Genomic DNA, 21941 nt, shown 5'->3' on the forward strand with positions numbered 1-21941 from the left:
GCCGGAGTCGGCGCATTCGCATGCCTGTCACGTAGAACGACGGTTCGGTTATCCTCCGCGCCCGGCAGCGATGCCAGGAGGACGTATGACCGACGACTCCAATGATCCCGAGGCGGTCTCGGTCGTGGTCCCGCGGATCGAGCGGATCCACGACCTGCTCGCGTCGATCTCCCTCGACGAGTTCGACCCGGCCGCCGATCTCTTGCCGCTCACGCACACGGACCGCTTCGGCGCGCTCGAGGAGACGATCAACCTGTTCGCGCTGCAGCTCGACGTCACCGTCCGCGAGCACCGGCACACCATCCGCGAGCTCGAGGAGTCGCGGCGCGAGCTCGAGGACAAGCTGACGACCATCGACGAGCAGCGCGCGGCGATCCGCACGATGTCGACGCCGGTGGTCGAGCTGTGGGACGACGTCCTGGCGCTGCCGATCGTCGGCGTCGTCGACTCCCGCCGCGCCGACGAGATGATCGCGGACCTGCTCGAGCGGGTCACGCAGGCGCGGGCCCGCTGCGTCATCATCGACCTCACCGGCGTCGAGCTGGTCGACACCGCCACCGCCGGGCACTTCCTGCGCCTCGTCGCCACCACCCGGCTGGTCGGGACCTTCTGCGTCATCACCGGGCTGAGCCCGCAGATCGCCGGGGCGATGACGGAGCTCGGCGTCGACCTGGGCGGCACGCCGACCCTCGCCACCCTCAAGGACGGGCTCAAGGCCTGCTTCGCGCACCTCGGCCGCGCCACCGCCCGGAGGTCGACGTGACCCCGTACGTGCCCATGGCGCCGAACATCACCGTGTGCGGCCAGACGACCAGCGTGTTCATCGACGTCCTCAAGTCGTTTACGGTGCTGCAGAAGGCGATGCTCGACGCCCTCGGGGTCGAGAAGCTCGATCCACAGGCCTGGTACCCGCAGGAGCGGATCCTGCGTGCCTACCAGAAGGTCGACTTCGTGCTCGGCGGCCGCGGCCTCGAGCGGTTCGGCCGTCAGGTGCCCGCGCTGGTCGCGTTCCCCCCGGGCATCGACGACGCGCACACAGTGCTGGCCATGCTCGACGCGACCTATCACCTCAATCACGCCCGGGACGGCGTCGTCATGTTCGATCTCGCCACCGGCGAGATGACCGAGGGAATCGGCCACTACTCCTACGAGCGCGTCGGCGAGCGCGAGGCGCTGATGTCCTGCGACAACGCCTACCCGTGCCGCTTCGACATGGGGCTCATCGCCGGCTTCGCCGAGCGGTTCGTGACCGGCGTGCAGATCGACCACGAGCCGGGCGAGTGCCGGGCGAGGGGCGGCGAGCGGTGCTTTTATCGGATCGGCTGGGTGGGGTGACCGGGCGGGCGTCCTGGTAGAGTGCGGCGAATGCGTCGCCCCGCCCCTCGCTGGTTCGCCCCGCTCCTCGCCGCCCCGCTGATGCTCGCCGGCTGCGGGACCGAGAAGTCCGAGAAGTCCGAAAAGACAGGTCCGAACGAGCAGGTGGCCGAGCAGCCGCGGGCCACCGTCGTGGACACGTCGGAGCCGCTGCCGGCGCTGCGGACCGGCAGCCTCGCGCCGGTCGAGCACGCCGAGCTCAAGGGCGCGATCGCGGCCTGGCGGGTCGAGGGCGAGGCCGAGTACGTCGAGGTCAAGCTGCCGATCACCGGCGACGACCTCTCGCTCGACTGGGACCGCCTGCACGTCGAGCTCGAGGGCGGCGGCCCGGGCCACGTCGGCGTGCTGGCCAACGGCACCGGGGCCAGCGAGGCCCAGGTACTGGTCCGCCGGCCCAAGTCGGCCGCCGCGCCCGAGGCGCTGCGCGGGGCGCTGTTCGCCCGCCGCTGGCAGAACGGGCGCAACGAGTGGGTGCGGGTGCCGTTCGGCGGCGTCGGCGGGGGCAAGCCGGCCGACGACGCGCAGCTGGTGGCCCGCTGGGCCGACGCGCTGGCGCACGTGCTCGGCGACGCGTGGACCGAGCCGCACCCGTGGAAGCAGTTCGCGGCCGGGCGGATCGCCACCTGGCTCAAGAAACAGCCGGTCGCCAAGTCGATCGCCGGCTCCGACCTGCTGCGCGCCCGGCCGGCGCGGACCGACCTGTCGCAGCTGATGGACACCACCACCGGGGTGCTGTCGATGCAGGAGGCGCTGCAGCACGACCGCGGCCTGCGCCTGTCCCGAGAGGAAGGTCCGCGCACGGTCGCGCTGGCCTCGCTCAAGCCGCCGCCGCTGGCCGCCCACCCGTTCGCGGCGATGCAGGCGGCGCTGCCCGACGCGAACGCCGGGACGCCCGAGCCGCTGGCCGCGGCGACGCCGGCGGAGTTCTGGTACGCCCGGGTCGACGACGTGCGCCTGCTGCTGCGCCTGCTCGACGAGGCCGACACGTGGATCACGCCGGTCGTGCAGATCTTGCAACAGAACCCGGAGGACCGCGGGCTGACCGCGCGATACCAGCGCCAGCTCGGCCTGCGCCGCAGCGACCTGGCGAAGCTGTTCGGCCACACTGTGGTCGGCGAGGTGGCGATCGTCGGCAGCGACCCGTACCTGCGCGAGGGCACCGACGTGACCCTGATCTTCGCGCTCAAGCAGCCGGAGGTGTTCGAGGCCGAGCTGGCCCGCCAGCTCGACGGCTACCGCGGCGAGATCGCCGGGATCGAGGCGAGCACGGTGAAGCTCGCCGGAGTCGAGGTCCAGCGCGCCGCCGACCCGGCCGGGCAGGTCCGCCAGCACCGCGCCCGCGTCGGCGACCTGGCGTTCGTGTCCAACAGCCCCGGCGCGCTGGCCCGCGTGCTCGCGGCCGCCCAGGGCCAGGCGCCCCGGCTGGCGGACGAACCTGACCTGAAGTACATGCTGGCCCGCGACCCGGGCGTCCACCAGGCGCTGGCGTTCCTCAGCGACAAGTTCATCGCCGCGGTGATCGGCCCGCAGCAGAAGATCCTCGCCGCCCGCCGCCAGGAGGCGCTCGCCGAGCTGCTGGTGCCCGGCTACGCGGCGTTGCTCCACGGATGGCTGTTCGGACATGCCCCGAAGGACACGCAGGAGCTGATCGCCGCCAACCTGCTGGCGGCCGACGAGCTGAAGCACGCCGGCGGCGAGGCGATCGCGTTCGCGCCCGGCCAGGCCGCGCGGTCGCTGTGGGGCTCGCCCGACGCCCTCACGCCGCTGGTCGACCTGCCGGCGATCGAGAAGGTCAGCGCGGCCGAGCAGACGGCCTACGACAACTTCGCCCTCGGCTACCAGAACTACTGGCAGCAGTTCATCGACCCGGTGGCGATCCGCCTCGACGTGCGCGGCGCGGTCGCGGACGTCGACGTGCGCGTGCTGCCGCTGATCTCGGCGACCGACTACAGCGAGATCGAGGGCGTGGTCGGCAAGTCGCGGGTGGCGGTGACGGCGAGCGAGCGCGGGGTGTCGGCGGTGTGGGCGGTCGGCCAGGACAGCGGCCTGCGCCGCGACATGGACCAGCTGATGCGCACGCTCACCGGCAAGGGCGACGTCGGCCTCGGCTGGCTCGGCGACTGGGTGATGCTCGGCCTCGACGACCGCGCCGGGCTGGTCGGCATGCTGTCGCAGTGGGACGACGCCGCCCAGCTGCCGCCGAAGCGCGAGCGCAGCCCGCTCGAAGACCAGGAGCTGTGGCGGCAGGTCGGCAAGTTCCCGATCTACGCGGCCGCCGAGGTCAAGAACCCGACGATGCTGGTGGCGACCCTGGCGGCCCTCAAGGCGACGCTCGAGTCGGTCGCGCCAGGGATGGTCCAGTGGGGCGAGGTGGCCCGCCACCGCGAGCTGCCGATCGTGCGCATCGGCATCAGCCCGAGCGCGCCGCTGCTGCCCGACAAGTCGATCGCCGACGCGGCCGGGATCTACTACGTGCAGACCGGCGCGGCGATCGTGGTCGGCCTCGACCGCCCGACCGTCACCCGCGTGATCGACGACCTGCTCGACGGCCGCCTGCCGAAGGCGGGCGCGGCGACCGACCCGCAATTCGTGATGCAGAGCCGCTCGACCGCCGGCGCGCCGCTGTGGACGGCGCTGTTGTGGACGCTGCAGGGCCAGGCCAACACCGCCAGCAAGTCGGCGCTGCGCTCGGCGGAGATCTTGCTGCGCGGGGACCCGCAGGCGACGCAGAGCGCGGAGGGGCTGGCACGCCTCGGTCTGCAGTACTTCGGCTTCGCGCCGCTCAACGCCCACGGCACGCCGGAGTTCACGCTCCGCCCCGAGGGCGCGGCCGACCCGCTGCAGGGCTCGGCGATCGCCCCGTCGTTCCCGCCGCTGCCGATCCCAGGCTCGCCGATCGAGCGCCTGATGCAGCGCCTCACGGCGGTCCGCGGCGAGGTGTCGTTCGACAAGGAGCCCGAAGCCGCCGGCCCCGACGCCCGCTCGCTGCGCACGAAGTTCTCGATCAACCTCGGCGCGGCGGCTCCATGAGCTGTCCGTAGGGACAGGGCGAGAGAGGAGAAGCCTCGGTCGACTGTTCGTTCGGGCAGGCGGCCAAAGGCCCCGATGATGGGCCTCGGCGGGTCGCCGAGCTGCCGATATGTCGGATGTCCTTCGGGACATGTGATGAGGAGGAGCGGCCGGAGCTCCTGGCCTTCGGCTGCCTGTCAGGACAGGTCGTGGCCGATCTCCTCGGATGACCTTCACGACAGGTCACTGTCGCCACGAACTCGGGCGGTTGGCCCCAGCGAGCAGCATTTGCGCGGGGCGAGTCGCCTCGGCGAGACGGCCGTGCGTGGCGGCCCGGCCGGCTGCTCGTTCGGACAGGTCGACGCCGGACGCAGGGTCGGCCGGGCTGTCCATTCGGACAGTGTTCGCGGACCTCCGTCTACGCAGGACGCATGCGGCCCAGCCCCGTCGAGGCCCCCGGCTGTCCGTTCGGACAGTGCGCGAAGTCGCGCGCTCTTTTAAAAAGACTCGCGCGTGGGCGTGGGCTCGGCGATCCTCGGGCTCGTGTCTCGCCGGTCGGTCCAGTTGGTGCGCACCGGGCTCGTCGCCGCGGTGCTGTTCTTCGTCGCCCTGATCGCCGAGTGGAAGCTCGCCGGGTTGTTTTTAAAACCGATCCCGGTGCTGTGCGTGCTCGCCTGGTTGTGGCCGGTGCGCGGCGCCGATGCGCGGCGGATCCGCCTCGGCCTCGTGCTCTCGGTCCTCGGCGACGTCCTGCTCGCCGAGGCGCTCGACCTGTTCATCGCCGGCCTGGCCGCGTTCCTGCTGGCGCACGTGGCCTACGTGGTCGCCTACGTCGGCCGCACCCGCTCGCTGCACCTGTTGCGGCTGGTGCCGATCGTCGCGTTCGGCTGGTCGGTGTTCGGCTGGCTGTCGCCGAACCTCGGCGAGCTGCGCGGGCCGGTGATGGCCTACGTGATCGTCATTTGCGCGATGATGTGGCGCGCGGCGGCCCAGGTCGGCGAGCGGCCGGGCCAGGAGGGTCGCGCCTGGGCCGGCCTCGCCGGGGCGATCGCGTTCGCGCTGAGCGACACGCTGATCGCCGTCAACCGCTTCATCGCCTGGTCGCTCGGCGTCGAGCTGCTGCTGATGGTGCTCTACTGGGGGGCGCAGGTGCTGATCGCGTCGTCGGTGGCGCGCGAGGACTGAGGCTCGTGGAGCCACGCGCCGCGGGCTCGACGGCGGCGCCCGTTGTGCCATCATGAGGTCATGAATTTGGCTTATCGGTTGCGAATGGGCGTGGTGGGTCTCGGCGTGGGCCTCGTGGCCGCGTTTATCGGTTGCAAGAAGGACAACTGCTTCCCCGACAACCACGTGGAGGTGACGCAGGAGCTCAGCCACGTGGAGGTGACGCTGCGCGGCGTGGCGGCCTCGGCCAACGACGGCGCGGTGGTCGTCGGCGACGCCGGCACGATCCTCCGCCGCACGGGCGCGGGCACGTGGCTGGCGCAGACGAGCGGCGTCACGGTCGATCTGTTCGCGGTCGCGTCGCCGCACCCGCTGTCGTCGACGATGGTGGCGGTCGGCGCCGGCGGGACGATCCTCCGCAGCGTCGACGACGGCCGGACGTGGAAGCCGAGCGCGTCGGGGACGACTGCCGAGCTGTACGGGGTGTGGCTGGCCGAGGACGAGGGGCTGGCGCTCGCGGTCGGCGAGCAGGTGGTGCTGCGCAGCGACAACGCCGGCTTCACATGGTCGATGGGACAGGTCCCGAAGGGCACGGGCGCGCTGCGCGGGGTGGCCGGCCGCGAGGGCGAGCTGTTTGCGGTCGGCGACCACACGCAGGTGCTGCGCAGCGACGACGAGGGGCGGACGTGGGAGCGCGTCGCGGTCGAGTCGGCGGGCGACCTGCTGGCGGTCGTCGTCGATCGCTACGACTTGCCGGTCGAAGGGGACACGGACCCGTTCCTCGTCGCCGGCCAATTCGGCGTGTTCCGGCTGTTCGAACGGTTCGGGCTGGAGCAGATCCAGAGCGTCGCGGCGCCGGTCTCCGGGCTCAGCGCGGACGGAGCCTGGTGGGTCGACGGCGCCGGGGCGATCTACCACCAGCATGCGAACGGCTCGGCGAGGTTGGAGTCGGACGAGCCGCCGGCCGCCTTGATGGCGGTCGACGGCTCGCGTGAGGCGGCGATCGCGGTCGGCGACGACGGGACGATCGTGCGCGCGGAGCTGCTCGAGCTCGGCTGCGTGAAGGGCTTCGACCGCTGAGCGGAGCGGGGGCCAAAATTAATCTGTCGCTCGGCGGCCGTTGATTCAGGGTCAGCGGCCGTCGTGGCGACGCAGGCGCTCCGCGGACATGCCTTTCTCTTCTTTTAATTTTTAAAGAAAAGTAGACATGTCCGATGGGTCAGGTCGGGGCGAGGTGGTGGGCGACGGCGGCGTTGAGCCAGTGCCACTCCTCGTTGGGTCCGGCCTGGGGCGGCTGGCCGTTGAGGATGGCGACGAGCTCCCAGTAGCGGCTGGCGCGTGGGTCGTGGCCCTTGCTCTTCTCGTGCAGGGTGGCGCGCCAGGCGGGCGTGTCGGGCTTGCTCATGGCGGCGGCGAGGCCGGCGGCCATGCGGTCGACGACGGGGCGCGCGGCCTCGTCGGTCGGCTCGACGCCGCGGTCGATCAGCGCGCGGGCGGCGGCGTTGGCCTCCTGCGAGACGCGCTGGTGGGCGGCGACGTCGAAGCCGGAGTTCCAGGTCTCGGCCGCGGCGGCGCGCATCTTGGCGATGAAGTCCTCGTTCTGGACGATCTCCGCCAGCTCGATCCACGCGTCGAGCTGCTCCGGCGTCGGCACCTCGGGCAGCTTCGGCGTGCTCGCCTGCATCATCTGGCGCTTCCAGGTGTCGTCGATCGGCACGCCCTCGGACACGCGCTCGTAGAAGCGCTCGATGACGGCCTTGCGTTGTTCGGTAGTAAGTCGGGTCACGGTACACAACCTCCTGATGTCGGCTCGATCGGGCTCGGAGCGAAGCGCGGCGCGCAGGGCCGCGGCGATGTGCTGCAGCGAGACGATGTGGGTCTCGATGGCGCTGAGCCGCAGGCGCAGGGCCTCGGCCAGAGTCATGTCGCGGGCGAAGATCGCCTTGATCGCGGGGATCCCCAGCCCGGCCTCGCGCAGTGTGCGGATCAGATCGAGCCGCACGACCGCGTCCTCGGCGTAGACCCGGTAGCCGCTGCGCGTCCGGCCGACGGGCGGCAAGAGCCCCTCGTCGGAGTAGAAGCGCAGCGTCTTGACCGGGACGCCCGACCGACGCGCGAGCGCGCCGATCGTGATTCGCTCGTTCACCATGCCGACACCGTGCAGCCTCCCGTAACTGGAGAGTCAAGCACGGATCGTCGCAAAAAATGAAGAGGAGGTCCGAAGGGCCGCGGGCGCCCGGTCGCCGGCTTTCGTCGCGCCCCCGGAGGTCGTATCGTCGCCGGGTCGTGAGCAGGGCAGGACGAGGCAGCGCGTGGGTGGTCGCAGTCGTGATCGCTGCGTGCTCCTCCGCCTGCACGACGCCGCCGGCGAGCGCGGCCGCGGCGAGCGCGGGCGAGGTCGCAGGCCCGAGCGGCGCGTCCGCGGACTCGAGCGCTGGCTCGGCGCACGCGCGCTCGGCGGTCGACGCGAACTCGGCGCCCGCGGACGTGAATGTCACGACGAGCTCGGCGCACGCGAGCGCGGCGTCCGCGAAGATGAGCGTGACGACGGCCGGTTCGCACGCGGGCTCGGGAGATGCTCGTGCGAACGCGACGACCGGCGGAAGCCGCCCGGAGGACGCGAGCGCCGCGAAAGGTCCTGCGGGCGTGGAGACGGGCGCGGGCTCGACGGAGCACGCGTCACAGCGGCCGCCGCTGGCCGTCGGGCCGTTGCGCCCCGGGCTGCCGGCGCAGCTGCCGAGCCCGCTGCGCTGGCTGGCGATCGGCGGCGGGGCCACCCCCGAGTCCAATCAGGTGTCGATCGAGCAGGACTTGCTGCTGGCGCAGGAGGTCTTTGGGACAGGTGGCGCGCTGCTGTTCGCCGGCGGGCCCGGCAGTCACGGGGTGCAGGTCGAGGACGCGGAGCCGCGCGGCGATCCGCTGCTGGCGACGCTCGCCGAGCTGTTCGCGCCGCGAGGCGGACGAGCCGCGACCTACCGGCCGACGCAGTCGTCGCCGATCGCGGCGGCCACCCGCAGCAACGCGCTCGAGGCGGTGAAGCAGGCGGTGGGGCAGCCGGGGCCGCTGCTGCGGCTGTACCTCGCCGGCCACGGCGAGCGCGGAGATCCGCCGCGCGAGGGCGGGCTGAGCCTGTGGGGCCAGACGTCGCTGCGAGTGGCCGAGCTGGCGGAGGTGCTCGACGCGGCGGAGCGCCCGGTGCAGGTCGTGGCGACCAGCTGCTTCTCGGGCGCCTTCGCCGAGCTCGTGTTCAAGGACGCCGAGCAGGCGGCCGGCCCGGCGCCGACGATCCGCTGCGGCCTGTTCGCGGCGACGGCCGAGCGCGAGGCGTCCGGCTGCGATCCGAACCCCGACCGCGCGGCCCAGGAGGGCTACGCGCTGCACTTTTTAAATGCGCTGCGCGGCCGCGATCGCGAGGGCAAGCCGCTACCGCCGGCGCAGCTCGACCTCGACGGCGACGGGGCGATCTCGCCGCTCGAGGCGCACGCGCGGGCGCGGATCGCCGGGCAGGGGATCGACGTGCCGACGACCACGTCGGAGCGGTGGCTGGTCGCGAATGCGCCGACCCGCGGGAGGTCGAGCCCGCCGGCGCTGCCGGAGGAGGACGCGGTGATCGCCGGGCTGTCGGCGGCGCTCGGCCAGGCCCGCGAGGGCGAGGCCGCGGCGGAGCTCGAACGTGTCTTGAAAGACATGTCCTCTGCGTACGAGCGCCTCGACGCGGCCAGCGGGCGCGAGGACGAGGCCTACCGCGCCGCGGGGGGCGAGCTGCTGGCCCGCTTCCCGGTGCTCGACGACCCGTGGCACCCGGACTTCGCGCCGACGCTGGCGGCGCACCGGGCGGAGATCGAGGCGCTGATCGGCGAGAGCGCGTCGTATGCGGCGTTCCGCGCGGCGCAGGCCGAGGTCGCCGCGGCGCAGGCCGATGTCGCCGAGCTGCTGGCCCGCAGCGCGCGGCTCGAGCGGCTGGTGCGGGCGTTCCGCGTCCGGAGCCTCGCGGGTCGCCTCAAGGCCCGCGGGGGCAAGGCGTGGGCCAGGTACGAGGCGCTCCTGGCCTGCGAGCGCGGCCAGATTTGAGGCCAGGTACGAGGCGGGGTGCGGCCAAGCATGCTCGAAAGAGCAGGTCCCCACGGGCCGGCCGCCTGAAGGCCGTCGGGTGGCAAAGCGTGTGCGAGCGCTCCTGGCCACGCGCGACCGCATTCGAAACATGTTCAAAAGAACAGGCTGATGCTGGCTGGCGTGGGCCAGGTACGAGGCGCTCCCGGCCAGGAGCGCGGCCAGATTTGAAGCATGCTCGAGAGGTCCGGACGATGGTCGCCCGTCTGAAGGTCCGGGGTGGCAAGACGTGGGCGCGGTGCTCCTGGCGCCGCGCGCGGGCGGGGCTTGAGGATGTCTTCAAGGAAATGTCTTGAAGGGCATGTCTCTTGGGAGATGTCGTGTAGGACATGCTCTTCAGGACATGTCCTTCAGTCGGGGCGCAGCGGGGCCGGGTCGGCGATCGTGATGGTGCGGTGGATCTCCTCGCTCATCAGGCCGAGGGCCATCGGGCGGCGGACGCCGGGCAGGACGGCCACGTCGTAGAGCTCCTCGACCACCCCGTCGAGGCGGAGCCAGTGGGCGACGTCGCCGGTGCGGGTGTCGACGACGAGCAGGCCGCAGCGGGGTTCGGCGCCGCGGGCGGCGAGGTTGGCCTCGAGCTCGAGGCCCCCGAAGGTGCGGCTGCCGCGGGGCTTCGACAGGCCGACGAACGCGTAGGGGCCGGCGAAGCACAGGCCGCGGGCGTAGCCGGGGCAGAAGCAGACCCGCTCGAAGCGCCCGGCGGCGTCGAGCTTGCCGAGGAAGCCGGTGCCCGCCTCGAGCAGCCACAGCGCGCCGGCGTGGAGGCGCGGCGAGTGGGGCATCGACAGGCCCTCGGCGACGACCGCGTCGGTGCGCACGTCGATCACCACGCCGCCGTCGCGGCGATGGTCACGCCAGCCGTCGGCGACGTCGCTGCGGGCCACCGCGGTGACGAACGCGGGGCTGCCGTCGGCCATGGCCAGGCCGTTGAGGTGGCAGCGGTCCTCCGCGGCCAGGCGCGAGACGAACGGCGGGCGCCACAGCGGGGCGAAGCTGGCGCGCGGGGCCAGGGTGGCCAGGCAGCTGAACAGGGTGTTGACGAACACGGGGTGGCCGGCGCGGTCGACCGCGAGGTCGTGGACGTCGAGGTCGCCGGTGGTGTGGGCGACGCGCGGGACGTACAGGCGGTCGTAGCCCTCGCGGACATGTCCCGAAGGCAAGGCGTTGTCGAGGCGCCACAACTGGTACAGGCTGGCCAGCCAGAGCGACTCGCCGTCGACGCACAGGCCCATGCAGCGGGCGAACGTGCGCTCGAACAGGGACAGCCGGCCGCCGTCGCCGCCGCCGAGGAGGAACAGCTTGCCGGCCTGGTAGGTGGTGAACGCGAGGCTCACGCCGAGCTCGGTGAGGAGGCCAGGGAGGTGGCGCGACGACAGGACCTCGAGGCGTTCGGCCATGCGCCCGACGATAGCAGGCGCGGGCGCGCGGCCGAAACGGGCCAGGACTCACGGTGCAGCCCGCACGAGCGGCGCGGCGTCCGGGACGCCGAGAACGGCCGAATGGCGCCGCTCATGGAGGGGAGCGAAGCGGCCGTCGGGCAGCCCGCGCGCGACGCTGATTGTGGCGGGGTCACGCGAGCGCACGGACGTCGCCGATGCGTCGGCGATGATGCTCGCTCGCCTGCTTCCCTTACTTCATGGTCGCGCTGCCGGACGAGTGGCAACAAGCCCGGCGCCGGCGCGCAGCTGCCCTGCCGACATGCTCGAAGAGACAGCTCATAGCGCGACCTGGGCTTCGACGGCGACGGCCACCCGGAGGGTGAAGACGGGGCTCTGGTAGACCTGGTAGCCGCCCTGGACCCCGGCGTCGACGAAGCCGGCGCCGCCGAGGTCGGCCGCGAGGACGCCGCCCTGGCCGTCGACGGTCAGTGAATGTGTCCGCTGGGACATGGCCCGGAGGTCACGCCACTCGAGCTTGAGGGTGTTGCCGTCGCCGAGGTCGACGACCTCGAGGTCGACGAGGTCGAGGTCGGAGCGGACGGTGAGGTCGAGGTCGAGGCCCTGGCCGGTGAGGCGGAGGGTGTCGAGGCCGGCGCCGCCGTCGAGGCGGACGAAGTCCGTCGCGGCGCAGTCGAGGTCGTCGTCGCCGGCGCCGGCGTAGACGACGTCGGGGCCGTCGACGGCGATGACGTCGTTGCCGCGGCCGGCGATCAGCGACTCGCCCTCGGGGGTGCCGGGGATGTTCTCGGGACCTGGCCCGTAGGACATGTTCGCCGCGCCGCTGAAGTTGCCGCCGAACACGACGTAGCTGCGGCCGGCGTCCTCGCCCTTGCCGTCGTTGCCGCGGGCGCCGACGATCACGTCGGCGTGGCCGTCGCCGTTGACGTCGCCGGCCGGCGCGACGGAGAAGCCGCAGTAGTCCTCGGTCGCCTCGCCGGCCAGGGAGAAGCCGCCGTCGCCGTTCTCGATCCACGCCAGCGAGGTGCTCTGGACCCCGGGCCCGCCGAACACCACGTAGCCGCGGCCGGAGTCGCCGCCGTGCGGGTTGGCCCCGGGGGCGCCGACCAGGACGTCGTCGTAACCGTCGCCGTCGACGTCGCCGGCGCGCTCGACCGAGGTGCCGGCGTAGTCGCGGCTCTGCACGCCCGAGAGGCTGAAGCCGGTCGGCGGCTGGGCGAGCTGCGACAGCGAGCCGGACTCGAGGTCGGGCCCGCCGAACACGACGTAGGCGCGGCCGTTGTCCTCGGGCCCGGCGTCGGCCAGCGGGGCGCCCATCGCCAGGTCGGCGAAGCCGTCGCCGTCGACGTCGCCGACGCCCGCGACCGCGAAGCCGGCCCGGTCGTACGCCGCGGCGCCGTCGAAGGTGCGCCCGCCCTGGCCGGCGGCGACGTCGGTCAGCAGCACCGCGAGCTGGTCGGGCTTGCCGTGGACGAGGTAGGTGCGGCCGGCGCTGTCGCCCGCGGTGTCGTGGCCGTAGGCGCCGACGAGGATGTCCGAAAGGCCATCTCCGTCGACGTCGCCGGCGCCGGCCACCGCGAAGCCGGCGAAGTCGAGGCTGACCTCGCCGTTGACCGCGAAGCCGTCGCCGACGCCGGCGCTGACGTCGGCGAGCAGGGTCGGCTTGTCCTCGCCGTGGCCGAACACCACGTAGGCCGCGCCCGAGAACGAGCCGCCGGGGTCGGCCCCGTAGGCGCCGACGACGATGTCCGCGAGGCCGTCGCCGTCGACGTCGCCCGCGCCGGCGACGCTGCGCCCGGCCGCGTCCCCGGCCTTCTCGCCGAGGATCGCAAACCCGCCGACGCCCGCGGTCACCGCGTCGAGGTAGACCGGGTCGAGGTTGTCCTTGCCGAACACCACGTAGGCCGAGCCCGAGGCGGTGCCATTCGTGGAGGCCTTGGGCGCGCCGATCACCAGGTCGGCGAAGCCGTCGCCGTTGACGTCGCCGGCGGCGGCGATCGTGGTGCCGGCGAAGTCGCCGGGCAGCTCGCCGTAGATGATGAAGCCCCTGTTCTGCGCCTCGAGCTTGCTCAGCGCGACCGACTCGCCGTTCACCTGGCCGCGGACGACGTAGACGCGGCCGGTGTTGCCGTCGGCGTTGCGGGCGGCGACGGCGACCTCGGCGAGGCCGTCGCCGTCGAGGTCGCCGACGGCGTGGACGTTGCGGCCGGAGTAATGCCCCGGGGCCTGGCCGTCGATGGCGAACCCGCCGATGCCGTCGGCGACGTACTCGAGGTCGATCGAGGTCGGGCGCACGTCGATGCGCGCGGGCGCCTGGGCGAAGCCGTCCTTGCCGTCCCAGATCTTGTAGAGAAAGGTGTCGCTGCCCCACAGCTTGGCCGGGGGCATGTAGGTGAAGCCGCCGTCGGCGAAGGCGGTGTTCATGGCGCCGCCGGGGGTGATCGGGTCGGCGGACACGAGGGTCAGAGAGTCGCCGTCGACGTCGTAGTCGTTCGCCAGCAGACCCGCGGCGGCGTCGACCGACAGCGCCTGCTTGGCCTTGGTGACGTAGTGATCGACCAGCGCGACCGGCGGCTTGTTGAGGGTGGGGAAGGGGCCGGTGGTGGCGGTCTCGCCGGTGGTGGTGGTCGTGCTCGGCTCACCGGTGGTCGGCACCGGGCCGGTGGTCGGGTCGGGGCCGCCGGTGCTGGTGCCGAGGCCGGTGGTCGGGACCTCGGTGTCGGTGTCGGTGGCGGTGCCGTCGGTGCCGGTCGCGGTGCTCGTGGTCTGGCCGTCGGTCGCCAGGGTCGTGGAGGTGTCGTCGGTGCACCCGAGCGGGATGGCGAGCGAGAGCGCCGCGAAGGCGCGGCGGAGCGGCGACCGCAACATGCCGACCACCTTATCGGACCCGGCACGCCGGCGCACGCGCGGCGCCGCGCCTCGCGTTTGTCACGGGTTTACCGGCCCCCGACGGCGTGGCCTCGTGTCTCGGCTTCACGCATCATGAGTCCGCCCGGAGATTGTCATGACGCCGATCGCCCTCCCCAACGCCCGCGCGTTCGCGCTCCTGCTCGCGCTCAGCGCGCCCCTCGCCTGCGGGGACTCGGACGGGTCGACTTCCGGCCTGTCCGCCGGCAACCAGCCGACCACCGCCACCACCGGCTCGGCCACCGAGACCACCACCGCCGGAGAGTCTGTCTCTTCGACCATGTCCGAACCGACAGACTCGGGCATGTCCGCGAGCGAGTCCGGGACGACCACCGGCCCGGCCTTGCCGACCACCGGGCCGGAGCCGACCACGACCACCACGACCGGCGAGCCCGAGACCACGACCGGCGACCCGGTCAGCACCAGCGTCGGCACCACCATGCCCGACAAGGTCCCGTGCGACAGCGAGGAGACCGAGGTCGTGCCGGTGCCGCCGAGCGTGCTCCTGATCCTCGACAAGTCGGGCTCGATGTCGATGGAGAAGTGGGACCACGACGCCAAGCCGCAGACCGCCGACGTGACCCGCTGGTACAGCCTCCACCAGGTGGTCGAGGGCGTGGTGACGATGTTCGACGCGATGGTCCACTTCGGCGTGAAGCTGTACCCGAAGATCGACGCCGGCTCGTTCATGAACGAGGGCGCGTGCGTGGTCGACCCCGGCGTCGAGGTCCCGATCGCGCCGATGAACGCCGCCGCGGTGCTGGCCGGCATCCCCGCGATCGACTACCAGGTGCTCGGCGGCACACCGATGGAGACCGGCCTGAAGCGCGGCTACGAGTACCTCAAGACCCTCGACCCCGGCCTGCAGCGGTTCGCCATCCTCGTCGCCGACGGCGAGATCTCCGACCCCTGCCAGGGCGAGAACTTCCTCGAGGCCCAGGCCGCCGTCGAGGAGACGTTCAACGACTTCGACATCCCGACCTACGTGGTCGGCATCGACGTCGACCCCTCCACCAGCGAGCAGCTGGCCACCCTCGCCATCGCCGGCGGCAAGCCCAAGCCCGGCCCCGACCCCTTCTACCAGACCAGCAACCAGAACGAGCTGCAGGCGGCCATCCAGCAGATCGTCAAGGACACCCTGTCCTGCGTGATCGCGGTCGACCCGGCCCCGAGCGAGCCGGAGCTGTTCGAGGTGTGGATCGACGGCCAGCCGGTGCCGCCGGTCGCCAGCTGCGCCGAGGACGGGTACTTCTGGAGCGTGCCCCACACCGAGGTCACGCTGTGCGGGGCGGCGTGTGACCTGCTCAAAGAGACAGGCAAGGTCCAGGCCCTGTACTTTTGCAACCCGGGCTGAGCGGCGTCGAGGCTGGCGCTCCGGACATGTCGTAGAGGACATGTCCTTCGCTGCGCGACGCTCCCGGGCCGAGGACCCACTCGCCCGACCGGAGCGATCGGCGGCCGCGACCGGCGACCTCCCGCGCGCGCCCGGCGGGCCGGTCTCGCGTCGAGCGGCGGCGCCGCCTGGCGTGAACGCCGTGCAAGGGCCTGCGCGGGCGCTGGCGCCGACAAAGTCACACCCGCGCGGCCCGCCGGCGCGACGCGGGCTTGCTACCCTCCGGCCACCATGAACGCCCCCGAGATCCGCGCGCCGCGCGGCACCGCGCTGTCGTGCAAGGGTTGGCCGCAGGAGGCCGCCCTGCGCATGTTGATGAACAACCTCGACCCCGAGGTGGCAGAGCGCCCGCAAGACCTGGTGGTCTACGGCGGCACCGGCCGGGCCGCCCGCTCGTGGCCCGACTACCACCGGATCGTCGCCAGCCTGAAGAGCCTCGCCGCCGACGAGACGCTGCTGGTCCAGAGCGGCCGGGCCCAGGCAATTTTTAAAACTCATGAGGACGCGCCGCGGGTGCTGCTGGCCAACAGCCTGCTGGTGCCGAAGTGGGCGACGCTCGCGGAGCACGAGCGGCTGTCCGCGCTCGGCCTGACGATGTACGGCCAGATGACGGCGGGCAGCTGGATCTACATCGGCACGCAGGGGATCCTCCAGGGCACGTTCGAGACGTTCGCGGCCTGCGGCCAGACCCACTTCGGCGGCGACCTGCGCGGCCGGCTGGTGGTCACCGGCGGGCTCGGCGGGATGGGCGGGGCCCAGCCGCTGGCGGCGACCATGAACGGCGCGGCGATCCTGTGCGTCGAGGTCGACCCGCAACGCATCGAGCGCCGGCTGCAGCACAAGTACCTGATGCGCAGCACGACCGACCTCGACGAGGCGCTGCGCTGGCTCGACGAGGCCCGCAAGGCCAAGGAGCCGCTGTCGGTCGGCCTGCTCGGCAACTGCGCCACGGTCCTGCCCGAGCTGGTCCGCCGCGGGGTGATCCCCGACGTCGTCACCGACCAGACCTCGGCCCACGACGAGCTGCACGGATATGTCCCCGACAACATGTCCCTCGAGGCAGCCGCGGAGCTGCGCCGCAGCGACCCCGAGGAGTACGTGCGCCGCAGCGTCGACGCGATGGGCCGCCACGTGGCGGCGATGCGGGCGATGCAGGACCGCGGGGCGATCGCGTTCGACTACGGCAACAACATCCGCGCGCAGGCGGTCCGCGCCGGGGTGACGGACGCGTTCGACATCAAGGGCTTCGTGCCGCTGTACATCCGCCCGCTGTTCTGCGAGGGCAAGGGCCCGTTCCGCTGGGCGGCGCTGTCGGGCGACCCGCAGGACATCGCGGTCACCGATGCCGCGGTCCTCGGGCTGTTCCCCGACAACGCGGGGCTGCGGCGGTGGATCGAGCTGGCGCGCACGCAGGTCAAGTTCCAGGGCCTGCCGGCGCGGATCTGCTGGCTCGGCTACGGCGAGCGCGAGCGGGCGGGGCTGCTCTTCAACGAGCTGGTGCGCACGGGCAAGGTCAAGGCGCCGATCGTGATCGGCCGCGACCACCTCGACTGCGGCAGCGTGGCCTCGCCCAACCGCGAGACCGAGGGCATGAAGGACGGCTCCGACGCGATCGGCGACTGGCCGATCCTCAACGCCATGATCAACGTCGCCGCCGGCGCGACGTGGGTCAGCGTCCACCACGGCGGCGGCGTCGGCATCGGCTACAGCCTGCACGCCGGCATGGTCGTGGTCGCCGACGGCACCGAGGGCGCGGCCCGCCGGCTCCAGCGCGTCCTCACCACCGACCCCGGCATGGGCGTGGTCCGCCACGTCGACGCCGGCTACGACGAGGCGCTGCAGTTCGCCCGCGAGCACGACGTGCGCGTGCCGGGCCGGACGCTCTTCGAGGACGGACGATGACCGGCGACCTGCTGCTGCGCGCGGCGGCGCGGATCTACACGCTCGCGGATGGTCCGAAGGACAGGCCCCGCGCCGGCGCCGAGATGGCCGCGCTCGGCGTGCGCGAGGGCTGGAGCGTGGTCGTGCGCGACGGGACGATCGCCTGGGCCGGGCCCGACGCCGACCTCCCCGCGGACAAGGTCCCGGCCGGCGCCGCCGAGCTCGACTGCCGCGGCCGCGCGCTGCTGCCGGGCCTGGTCGACAGCCACACGCACCTGGTGTGGGGCGGCGACCGCAAGGACGAGCTCGAGATGCGGCTCGCCGGCGCCGACTACGAGGCGATCTTCGCCGCCGGCGGCGGGATCCTCTCGAGCGTGCGCAAGACTCGTGAGCGCGACGACGAGGCGCTCTTCGCCGAGAGCGCGAAGCGGCTGCAGCGCATGCTGCGGGCCGGGACCACCGCGGTCGAGATCAAGAGCGGCTACGGCCTCGACCTCGACACCGAGCTGCGTCAGCTGCGGGTCGCGCGTCGCCTGGCCAAAGAGACAGGTGTTCGCGTGGTCACGACCTGCCTGGCCGCGCACGCGCTGCCGGCCGAGCTGCGGGACCGGCCGGAAGGGCGCGAGGAGTTCGTCGGCCGCGTGTGCGACGAGGTCCTGCCGGCGGTGGTGGCCGCGGGGCTGGCCGACTTCTGCGACGTGTTCTGCGACCGGGGGGCGTTCACGCCGGAGGAGACGCGGCGGATCTTGCACCGCGCCCGGGCGCTGGGGCTGCCGATCCGCCTGCACGCCAACGAGTTCGGCCACACCGGCGGGGCGCTGCTGGCCGCCGAGTTCGGCGCCCGCTCGGCCGACCACCTGCTCCACCTCGACGACGGCGAGCGGGCCGCGCTGCGCGACGCCGGCGTGGTCGCCACGCTCCTGCCCGGTACGTCGCTCGTGCTCGGCAAGGGCTTCGCCGACGGCCGCGCGCTGGTGAAGGCGGGCGTGCCGGTGGCGGTGGCGACCGACTGCAACCCGGGCTCGTGCGCGCTCGAGTCGCTGTCGATGGTGCTGGCGCTGGCGTGCTACGGCAACCGGCTGTCGCCCGCCGAGGCGGTGACCGCGACGACCCACAACGCGGCGGCCTCGCTCGGCCTGCACGACGAGCGCGGCCGCGTCGAGGTCGGGCTCGCCGGTGACCTCGTGCTGCTGGCGACCGACGACGTCCGCGACCTCGTGTACCACGCAGGCTCGCCGCTCATCGACGCGGTGGTCCACCGCGGTCGCGTGGTCGCCCGCTGACGGCCGAGTCCGGCCCCGTCGCGCAAAAATTTTGCCTTTGCGACCCCCGAGGTCCGGCCCATGGTTCTCCGCGCTGAGGAGATGATCATGTCGCTGCTCCCGTGGAAGAAGAACCAGCCTGCCAGCAACCTGATGGGGACGTCGACGCAGATGTCGCCGTTCCAACAGGACATGCACCGCATGTTCGACCGCGTGTTCGGCCGCTTCCCCCTCGGCTTCGAACAGGTCGGCAACTACCCGACGCTCAGCGTCAGCGACTGCGGCGACTCCGTGGTGGTGCGCGCCGAGGTCCCCGGCCTCGAGGCCAAGGACGTCGAGATCAGCGTCGAGGGCAACGTCTTGACCCTGCGCGGCGAGAAGCGCGAGGAGCTGCGCGACGAGAAGGAGAACTACTTCTACCACGAGCGCAGCTTCGGCTCGTTCATCCGCCGGGTCGAGCTGCCGTGCTACGTCGACTCCAACAACGCCGACGCCCACCTCGAGAAGGGCATCCTGAGCCTCAAGCTGCCGAAGATCGCCGGCGAGAGCTGCAGGACCATCAAGATCGAGGAGAGCTGAGCGCGTGACGCCTGGCGCCGGGCACGCCGGCCTGACGCGTGACGCCCGACCCCAGGCTCGCCAGCCAGGTAAATGAAGTCAGGTACCTGGCGGACATGTCCCCGAGGGCATGCTTGATGAAGCATGCCCGAAGGGACATGTCTTTTCGATCAGCCGATCTGGACCTCGGTGAAGTACTCGCGCGTGACCAGGTGCGACTTGCTGTCGACCATGAACACGTGGGCGCGGCCGACGTGGCCGTCGAAGTCGACCAGCAGCCACACCTCGATCGCCCAGTGCTTGCTCTGGGCCAGGCACGGCGGGGTCCAGCCGATCACCACCGGCGGGCCGAGGTTGTCGTGGCTGCGCTCCCGCATCGAGCGCTCGTAGCTCGGGCTGGCGCGCACGGCGGCGACCGCCTCGCGGGCGACCGACTGATGGACGCCCTTGCGCCAGTCGCTGAAGAACCGCAGGTCGCCGACCTCGTGGGTGCCGGGCCGCAGCACCGCGACGTACGACTCGCTGGCGTCGACGTCCGCGTAGTCGGGCACGTCGAACTCGGGGTAGAGGTTGCCGGAGTCGATCTCGCGGTCGCGGGACTTGAGCGCGCTCTCGATCGCGCCGGCCTCGCGGTCGGTGTACGAGAGGTAGAGCCGCAGCACCGCCGCGTCGCTCGGCAGGCGGTGGTCCCAGTCGAGCACCGCGTGGCACTGGGCGTAACGGCGGTCACCGAACGCCACCAGCTCGGGCAGCGAGGCGGCCAGGCGGCGGCGCTGGTCGGGGGTCGGCGCCAGGCCCTGCTGGGCCAGGCGGACGTGGACCTTCAGGCGCTGGAGCACCGCGGCGCGGACGAGGGCTGGGTCGTCGGGTTTGCTCATGCGGTCCCTTCAGACCCGGTGGGTCGAGCGGGCAAATCGTTGCGAGCGGAGGCCCCGGGCCCGTCGGTCGCGAGCGCGTCACGGAGGGCGGCGATGAGCGCGGTGATGGGCGCCTGCTTGAGCTTGAGGCTGGCCGGGTGCACGATGAGCCGGCTTGTCACGTACAGGATGGTCTCGACCTCCCGCAAGTTATTTTGCCGGAGCGTCTCGCCGCTCTCCACCAGATCGACGATCTGGTCCGACAGGCCGGTGATGGGCCCGAGCTCGACCGACCCGAACAGGGGGATGATCTCGGGCTGGATCCCCTTGGAGCGATAATGGTTCAGGGTCAGGCGGGGGTACTTCGTGGCCACCCGGAGGGCCATGCCGCGGCGGAGCGGGGTCGGGCGCGCGGCGGGCTCCGCGATCGCCAGGCGGCAGGCGCCGATGCCGAGGTCGAGCGGCTCGTAGAGGTCGCGGGCCTCCTCGCCCAGCGTGTCCGCCCCGGCGATGCCGACGTCGGCCACGCCGTGCTCGACGTAGGTGGGCACGTCGACCGGCTTGACCAGGAGCACGCGCGCGCCGCCGGATAATTCGAGGCTGGAGGGCCCTGGGGAGGGCGGTGGCGGCAGGTCGAACAGCAGGCGGCGGTCGTGTTCGCCCTCCCACACGGCGGCGAGGTCGATCCCGACCCGGCGCAGGAGAGGGAGCGCCTGCTTGAGGATCCGGCCCTTGGGGAGGGCCAGGGTGAGGCCGTCAGCTCGGGGCGCCATGGTACCTGCGGATCTTGGCGCCGACCTTGCGCAGGCGCTTCTCGATGGTCTCGTAGCCGCGGTCGAGGTGGTAGACCCGGCGGATCTCGGTCTTGCCCTCGGCGACCAGGCCGGCCAGCACCAGGCAGGCGCTGGCGCGGAGGTCGGTGGCCATGACGATCGAGCCGGTGTAGCGGGCCTTGCCGCGGATCACGGCGACGTTGCCGTTGACGTGGATGTCTGCGCCGAGGCGGCACAGCTCGGGCACGTGCATGAAGCGGTTCTCGAAGATGGTCTCGGTGATCACGCTCTGGCCGCGCGCGAGCGTCGCCAGGACCATCATCTGCGCCTGCATGTCGGTGGGGAAGCCCGGGTGCGGGCGGGTGACGAGGTCGATGGGAGCGAGCTCTTCGGGGCCGATCACGCGCAGGCCCTCGGGTTCGACCCGGCACTCGGCGCCGGCCTCCTCGAGCTTGGCGATGACCGCGTGCATGTGGGACGACGGGGCATCGAGGAGCAGGAGGTCGCCCCCTGTGATCGCGGCGGCGATGGCGAAGGTGCCGGCCTCGATGCGGTCGGGGAGGATCGCGTGGTCGATCCCCTGCAGGTCGTCGACGCCCTCGATCTCGATCGTCGACGAGCCGGCGCCGGCGATCTTCGCGCCCATCTTGCCGAGGACGATCGCCAGCTCCTGCACTTCGGGCTCGCGCGCGGCGTTCTCGAGCACCGTGGTGCCCTTGGCCATGGCGGCGGCCATCATGACGTTCTGCGTGCCGCCGACGGTGACCATGTCGAAGTTGATGCGGGCGCCCTTGAGGCGCCTGGCCTTGACCTCGACGTAGCCGTGGGACATGCGGATCTTGGCGCCGAGGGCCTCGAAGCCGCGCAGGTGCTGGTCGATGGGCCGGGCCCCGATCGCGCAGCCGCCGGGCAGCGACACGCGGGCGAAGCCGTGGCGGCCGAGCAGCGGGCCCATCACCGTGACCGAGGCGCGCATGGTCTTGACCAGCTCGTAGGGCGCCTCTTTCGGGCCCTCCTGGACGCCGGTGGGGTCGATGGTCAGGGTGCGGTCGCCTTCGACGGCGCAGCCGAGGCCGACCAGCAGCTGGTTCATCGTCTGCACGTCGGACAGGCGGGGGACGTGGCGGTAGGTCGTGGGGCTGTCGCCGAGGAGGGCGGCGCACTGGAGCGGGAGGGCGGCGTTCTTGGCCCCGAGGACCTGCAGCTCGCCGGTGAGTCGTGCCCCGCCGTGGATGACGATCTTGTCCATGGGC

At 72.4% G+C, this 21941-nt stretch carries 16 protein-coding genes; 10 read left to right on the forward strand and 6 right to left on the reverse strand.

The features are described from left to right. Nucleotides 1-85: 85 nt before the first annotated feature. The 5 genes from O0S08_RS00640 to O0S08_RS00660 all read left to right on the forward strand — a co-directional run bounded on the left by O0S08_RS00640 (nucleotide 86) and on the right by O0S08_RS00660 (nucleotide 6627). The gene (locus O0S08_RS00640) at nucleotides 86-763 is read left to right on the forward strand and encodes an STAS domain-containing protein (protein WP_269036975.1); all 678 of its coding nucleotides are present in this window, start codon (nucleotides 86-88) and stop codon (nucleotides 761-763) included. Further along, nucleotides 760-1335, forward strand: coding sequence for a hypothetical protein (locus O0S08_RS00645; RefSeq protein ID WP_269036976.1), 576 nt, complete (start codon nucleotides 760-762; stop codon nucleotides 1333-1335). The genes O0S08_RS00640 and O0S08_RS00645 overlap by 4 nt, the downstream gene beginning before the upstream one ends. Nucleotides 1336-1365: 30 nt before the next feature. Then, nucleotides 1366-4404: a hypothetical protein gene (locus O0S08_RS00650; protein WP_269036977.1), complete on the forward strand. Its 3039-nt coding sequence runs from the start codon at nucleotides 1366-1368 to the stop codon at nucleotides 4402-4404. 522 nt (nucleotides 4405-4926) lie between these two features. Beyond that, the gene (locus O0S08_RS00655; protein WP_269036978.1) at nucleotides 4927-5568 is read left to right on the forward strand and encodes a lysoplasmalogenase; all 642 of its coding nucleotides are present in this window, start codon (nucleotides 4927-4929) and stop codon (nucleotides 5566-5568) included. Between the two features lie 60 nt (nucleotides 5569-5628). Beyond that, entirely contained in the window at nucleotides 5629-6627 is a 999-nt protein-coding gene (locus O0S08_RS00660; RefSeq protein WP_269036979.1) for a WD40/YVTN/BNR-like repeat-containing protein, read from the forward strand. A gap of 139 nt (nucleotides 6628-6766) precedes the next feature. Here O0S08_RS00660 and O0S08_RS00665 read toward each other — a convergent pair whose 3' ends face one another. Beyond that, entirely contained in the window at nucleotides 6767-7696 is a 930-nt protein-coding gene (locus O0S08_RS00665) for a helix-turn-helix domain-containing protein (RefSeq protein ID WP_269036980.1), read from the reverse strand. Between the two features lie 497 nt (nucleotides 7697-8193). On the opposite strand from O0S08_RS00665, the gene O0S08_RS00670 reads away from it, so the two are divergent. Further along, entirely contained in the window at nucleotides 8194-9618 is a 1425-nt protein-coding gene (locus tag O0S08_RS00670; protein WP_269036981.1) for a hypothetical protein, read from the forward strand. A 389-nt stretch (nucleotides 9619-10007) separates the two neighbouring features. Here O0S08_RS00670 and O0S08_RS00675 read toward each other — a convergent pair whose 3' ends face one another. Beyond that, on the reverse strand, nucleotides 10008-11057 hold the full coding sequence (locus O0S08_RS00675; protein WP_269036982.1) for a TIGR03032 family protein: 1050 nt from the start codon (nucleotides 11055-11057) through the stop codon (nucleotides 10008-10010). 318 nt (nucleotides 11058-11375) lie between these two features. Continuing rightward, a complete protein-coding gene (locus tag O0S08_RS00680; RefSeq protein ID WP_269036983.1) occupies nucleotides 11376-13925 on the reverse strand; it encodes a cadherin-like domain-containing protein in 2550 nt (849 codons plus the stop codon). Nucleotides 13926-14061: 136 nt separating this feature from the next. Here O0S08_RS00680 and O0S08_RS00685 point away from each other — a divergent pair, with 136 nt between their 5' ends. The 4 genes from O0S08_RS00685 to O0S08_RS00700 all read left to right on the forward strand — a co-directional run bounded on the left by O0S08_RS00685 (nucleotide 14062) and on the right by O0S08_RS00700 (nucleotide 19079). Then, nucleotides 14062-15318 carry a vWA domain-containing protein gene (locus O0S08_RS00685; RefSeq protein ID WP_269036985.1) on the forward strand — a complete coding sequence of 419 codons (1257 nt, stop codon included), beginning with the start codon at nucleotides 14062-14064 and terminating at the stop codon, nucleotides 15316-15318. A 270-nt stretch (nucleotides 15319-15588) separates the two neighbouring features. After that, the gene (gene hutU / locus O0S08_RS00690) at nucleotides 15589-17259 is read left to right on the forward strand and encodes a urocanate hydratase (protein ID WP_269036986.1); all 1671 of its coding nucleotides are present in this window, start codon (nucleotides 15589-15591) and stop codon (nucleotides 17257-17259) included. Beyond that, complete coding sequence (gene hutI / locus O0S08_RS00695; protein ID WP_269036987.1) at nucleotides 17256-18521, forward strand: imidazolonepropionase; 1266 nt, start codon at nucleotides 17256-17258, stop codon at nucleotides 18519-18521. Before hutU ends, hutI begins: the two co-directional genes overlap by 4 nt. A 60-nt stretch (nucleotides 18522-18581) precedes the next feature. Next, a complete protein-coding gene (locus O0S08_RS00700; RefSeq protein WP_269036988.1) occupies nucleotides 18582-19079 on the forward strand; it encodes an Hsp20/alpha crystallin family protein in 498 nt (165 codons plus the stop codon). A gap of 149 nt (nucleotides 19080-19228) precedes the next feature. On the opposite strand, the gene O0S08_RS00705 is transcribed toward O0S08_RS00700, so the two are convergent. The 3 genes from O0S08_RS00705 to murA are packed head-to-tail and all read right to left on the reverse strand — an operon-like array spanning nucleotide 19229 to nucleotide 21937. Then, a complete protein-coding gene (locus O0S08_RS00705) occupies nucleotides 19229-19936 on the reverse strand; it encodes a hypothetical protein (protein ID WP_269036989.1) in 708 nt (235 codons plus the stop codon). Beyond that, nucleotides 19933-20688, reverse strand: coding sequence for an ATP phosphoribosyltransferase (hisG, locus tag O0S08_RS00710; RefSeq protein WP_269036990.1), 756 nt, complete (start codon nucleotides 20686-20688; stop codon nucleotides 19933-19935). The genes O0S08_RS00705 and hisG overlap by 4 nt, the downstream gene beginning before the upstream one ends. Then, nucleotides 20672-21937 (reverse strand): UDP-N-acetylglucosamine 1-carboxyvinyltransferase, encoded by a 1266-nt coding sequence (gene murA / locus O0S08_RS00715; protein ID WP_269036991.1) that lies wholly within the window; start codon nucleotides 21935-21937, stop codon nucleotides 20672-20674. Before murA ends, hisG begins: the two co-directional genes overlap by 17 nt. Nucleotides 21938-21941 lie beyond the last annotated feature (4 nt).

The organism is Nannocystis punicea, assembly GCF_026965555.1.
Lineage (GTDB): Bacteria > Myxococcota_A > Polyangia > Nannocystales > Nannocystaceae > Nannocystis > Nannocystis punicea.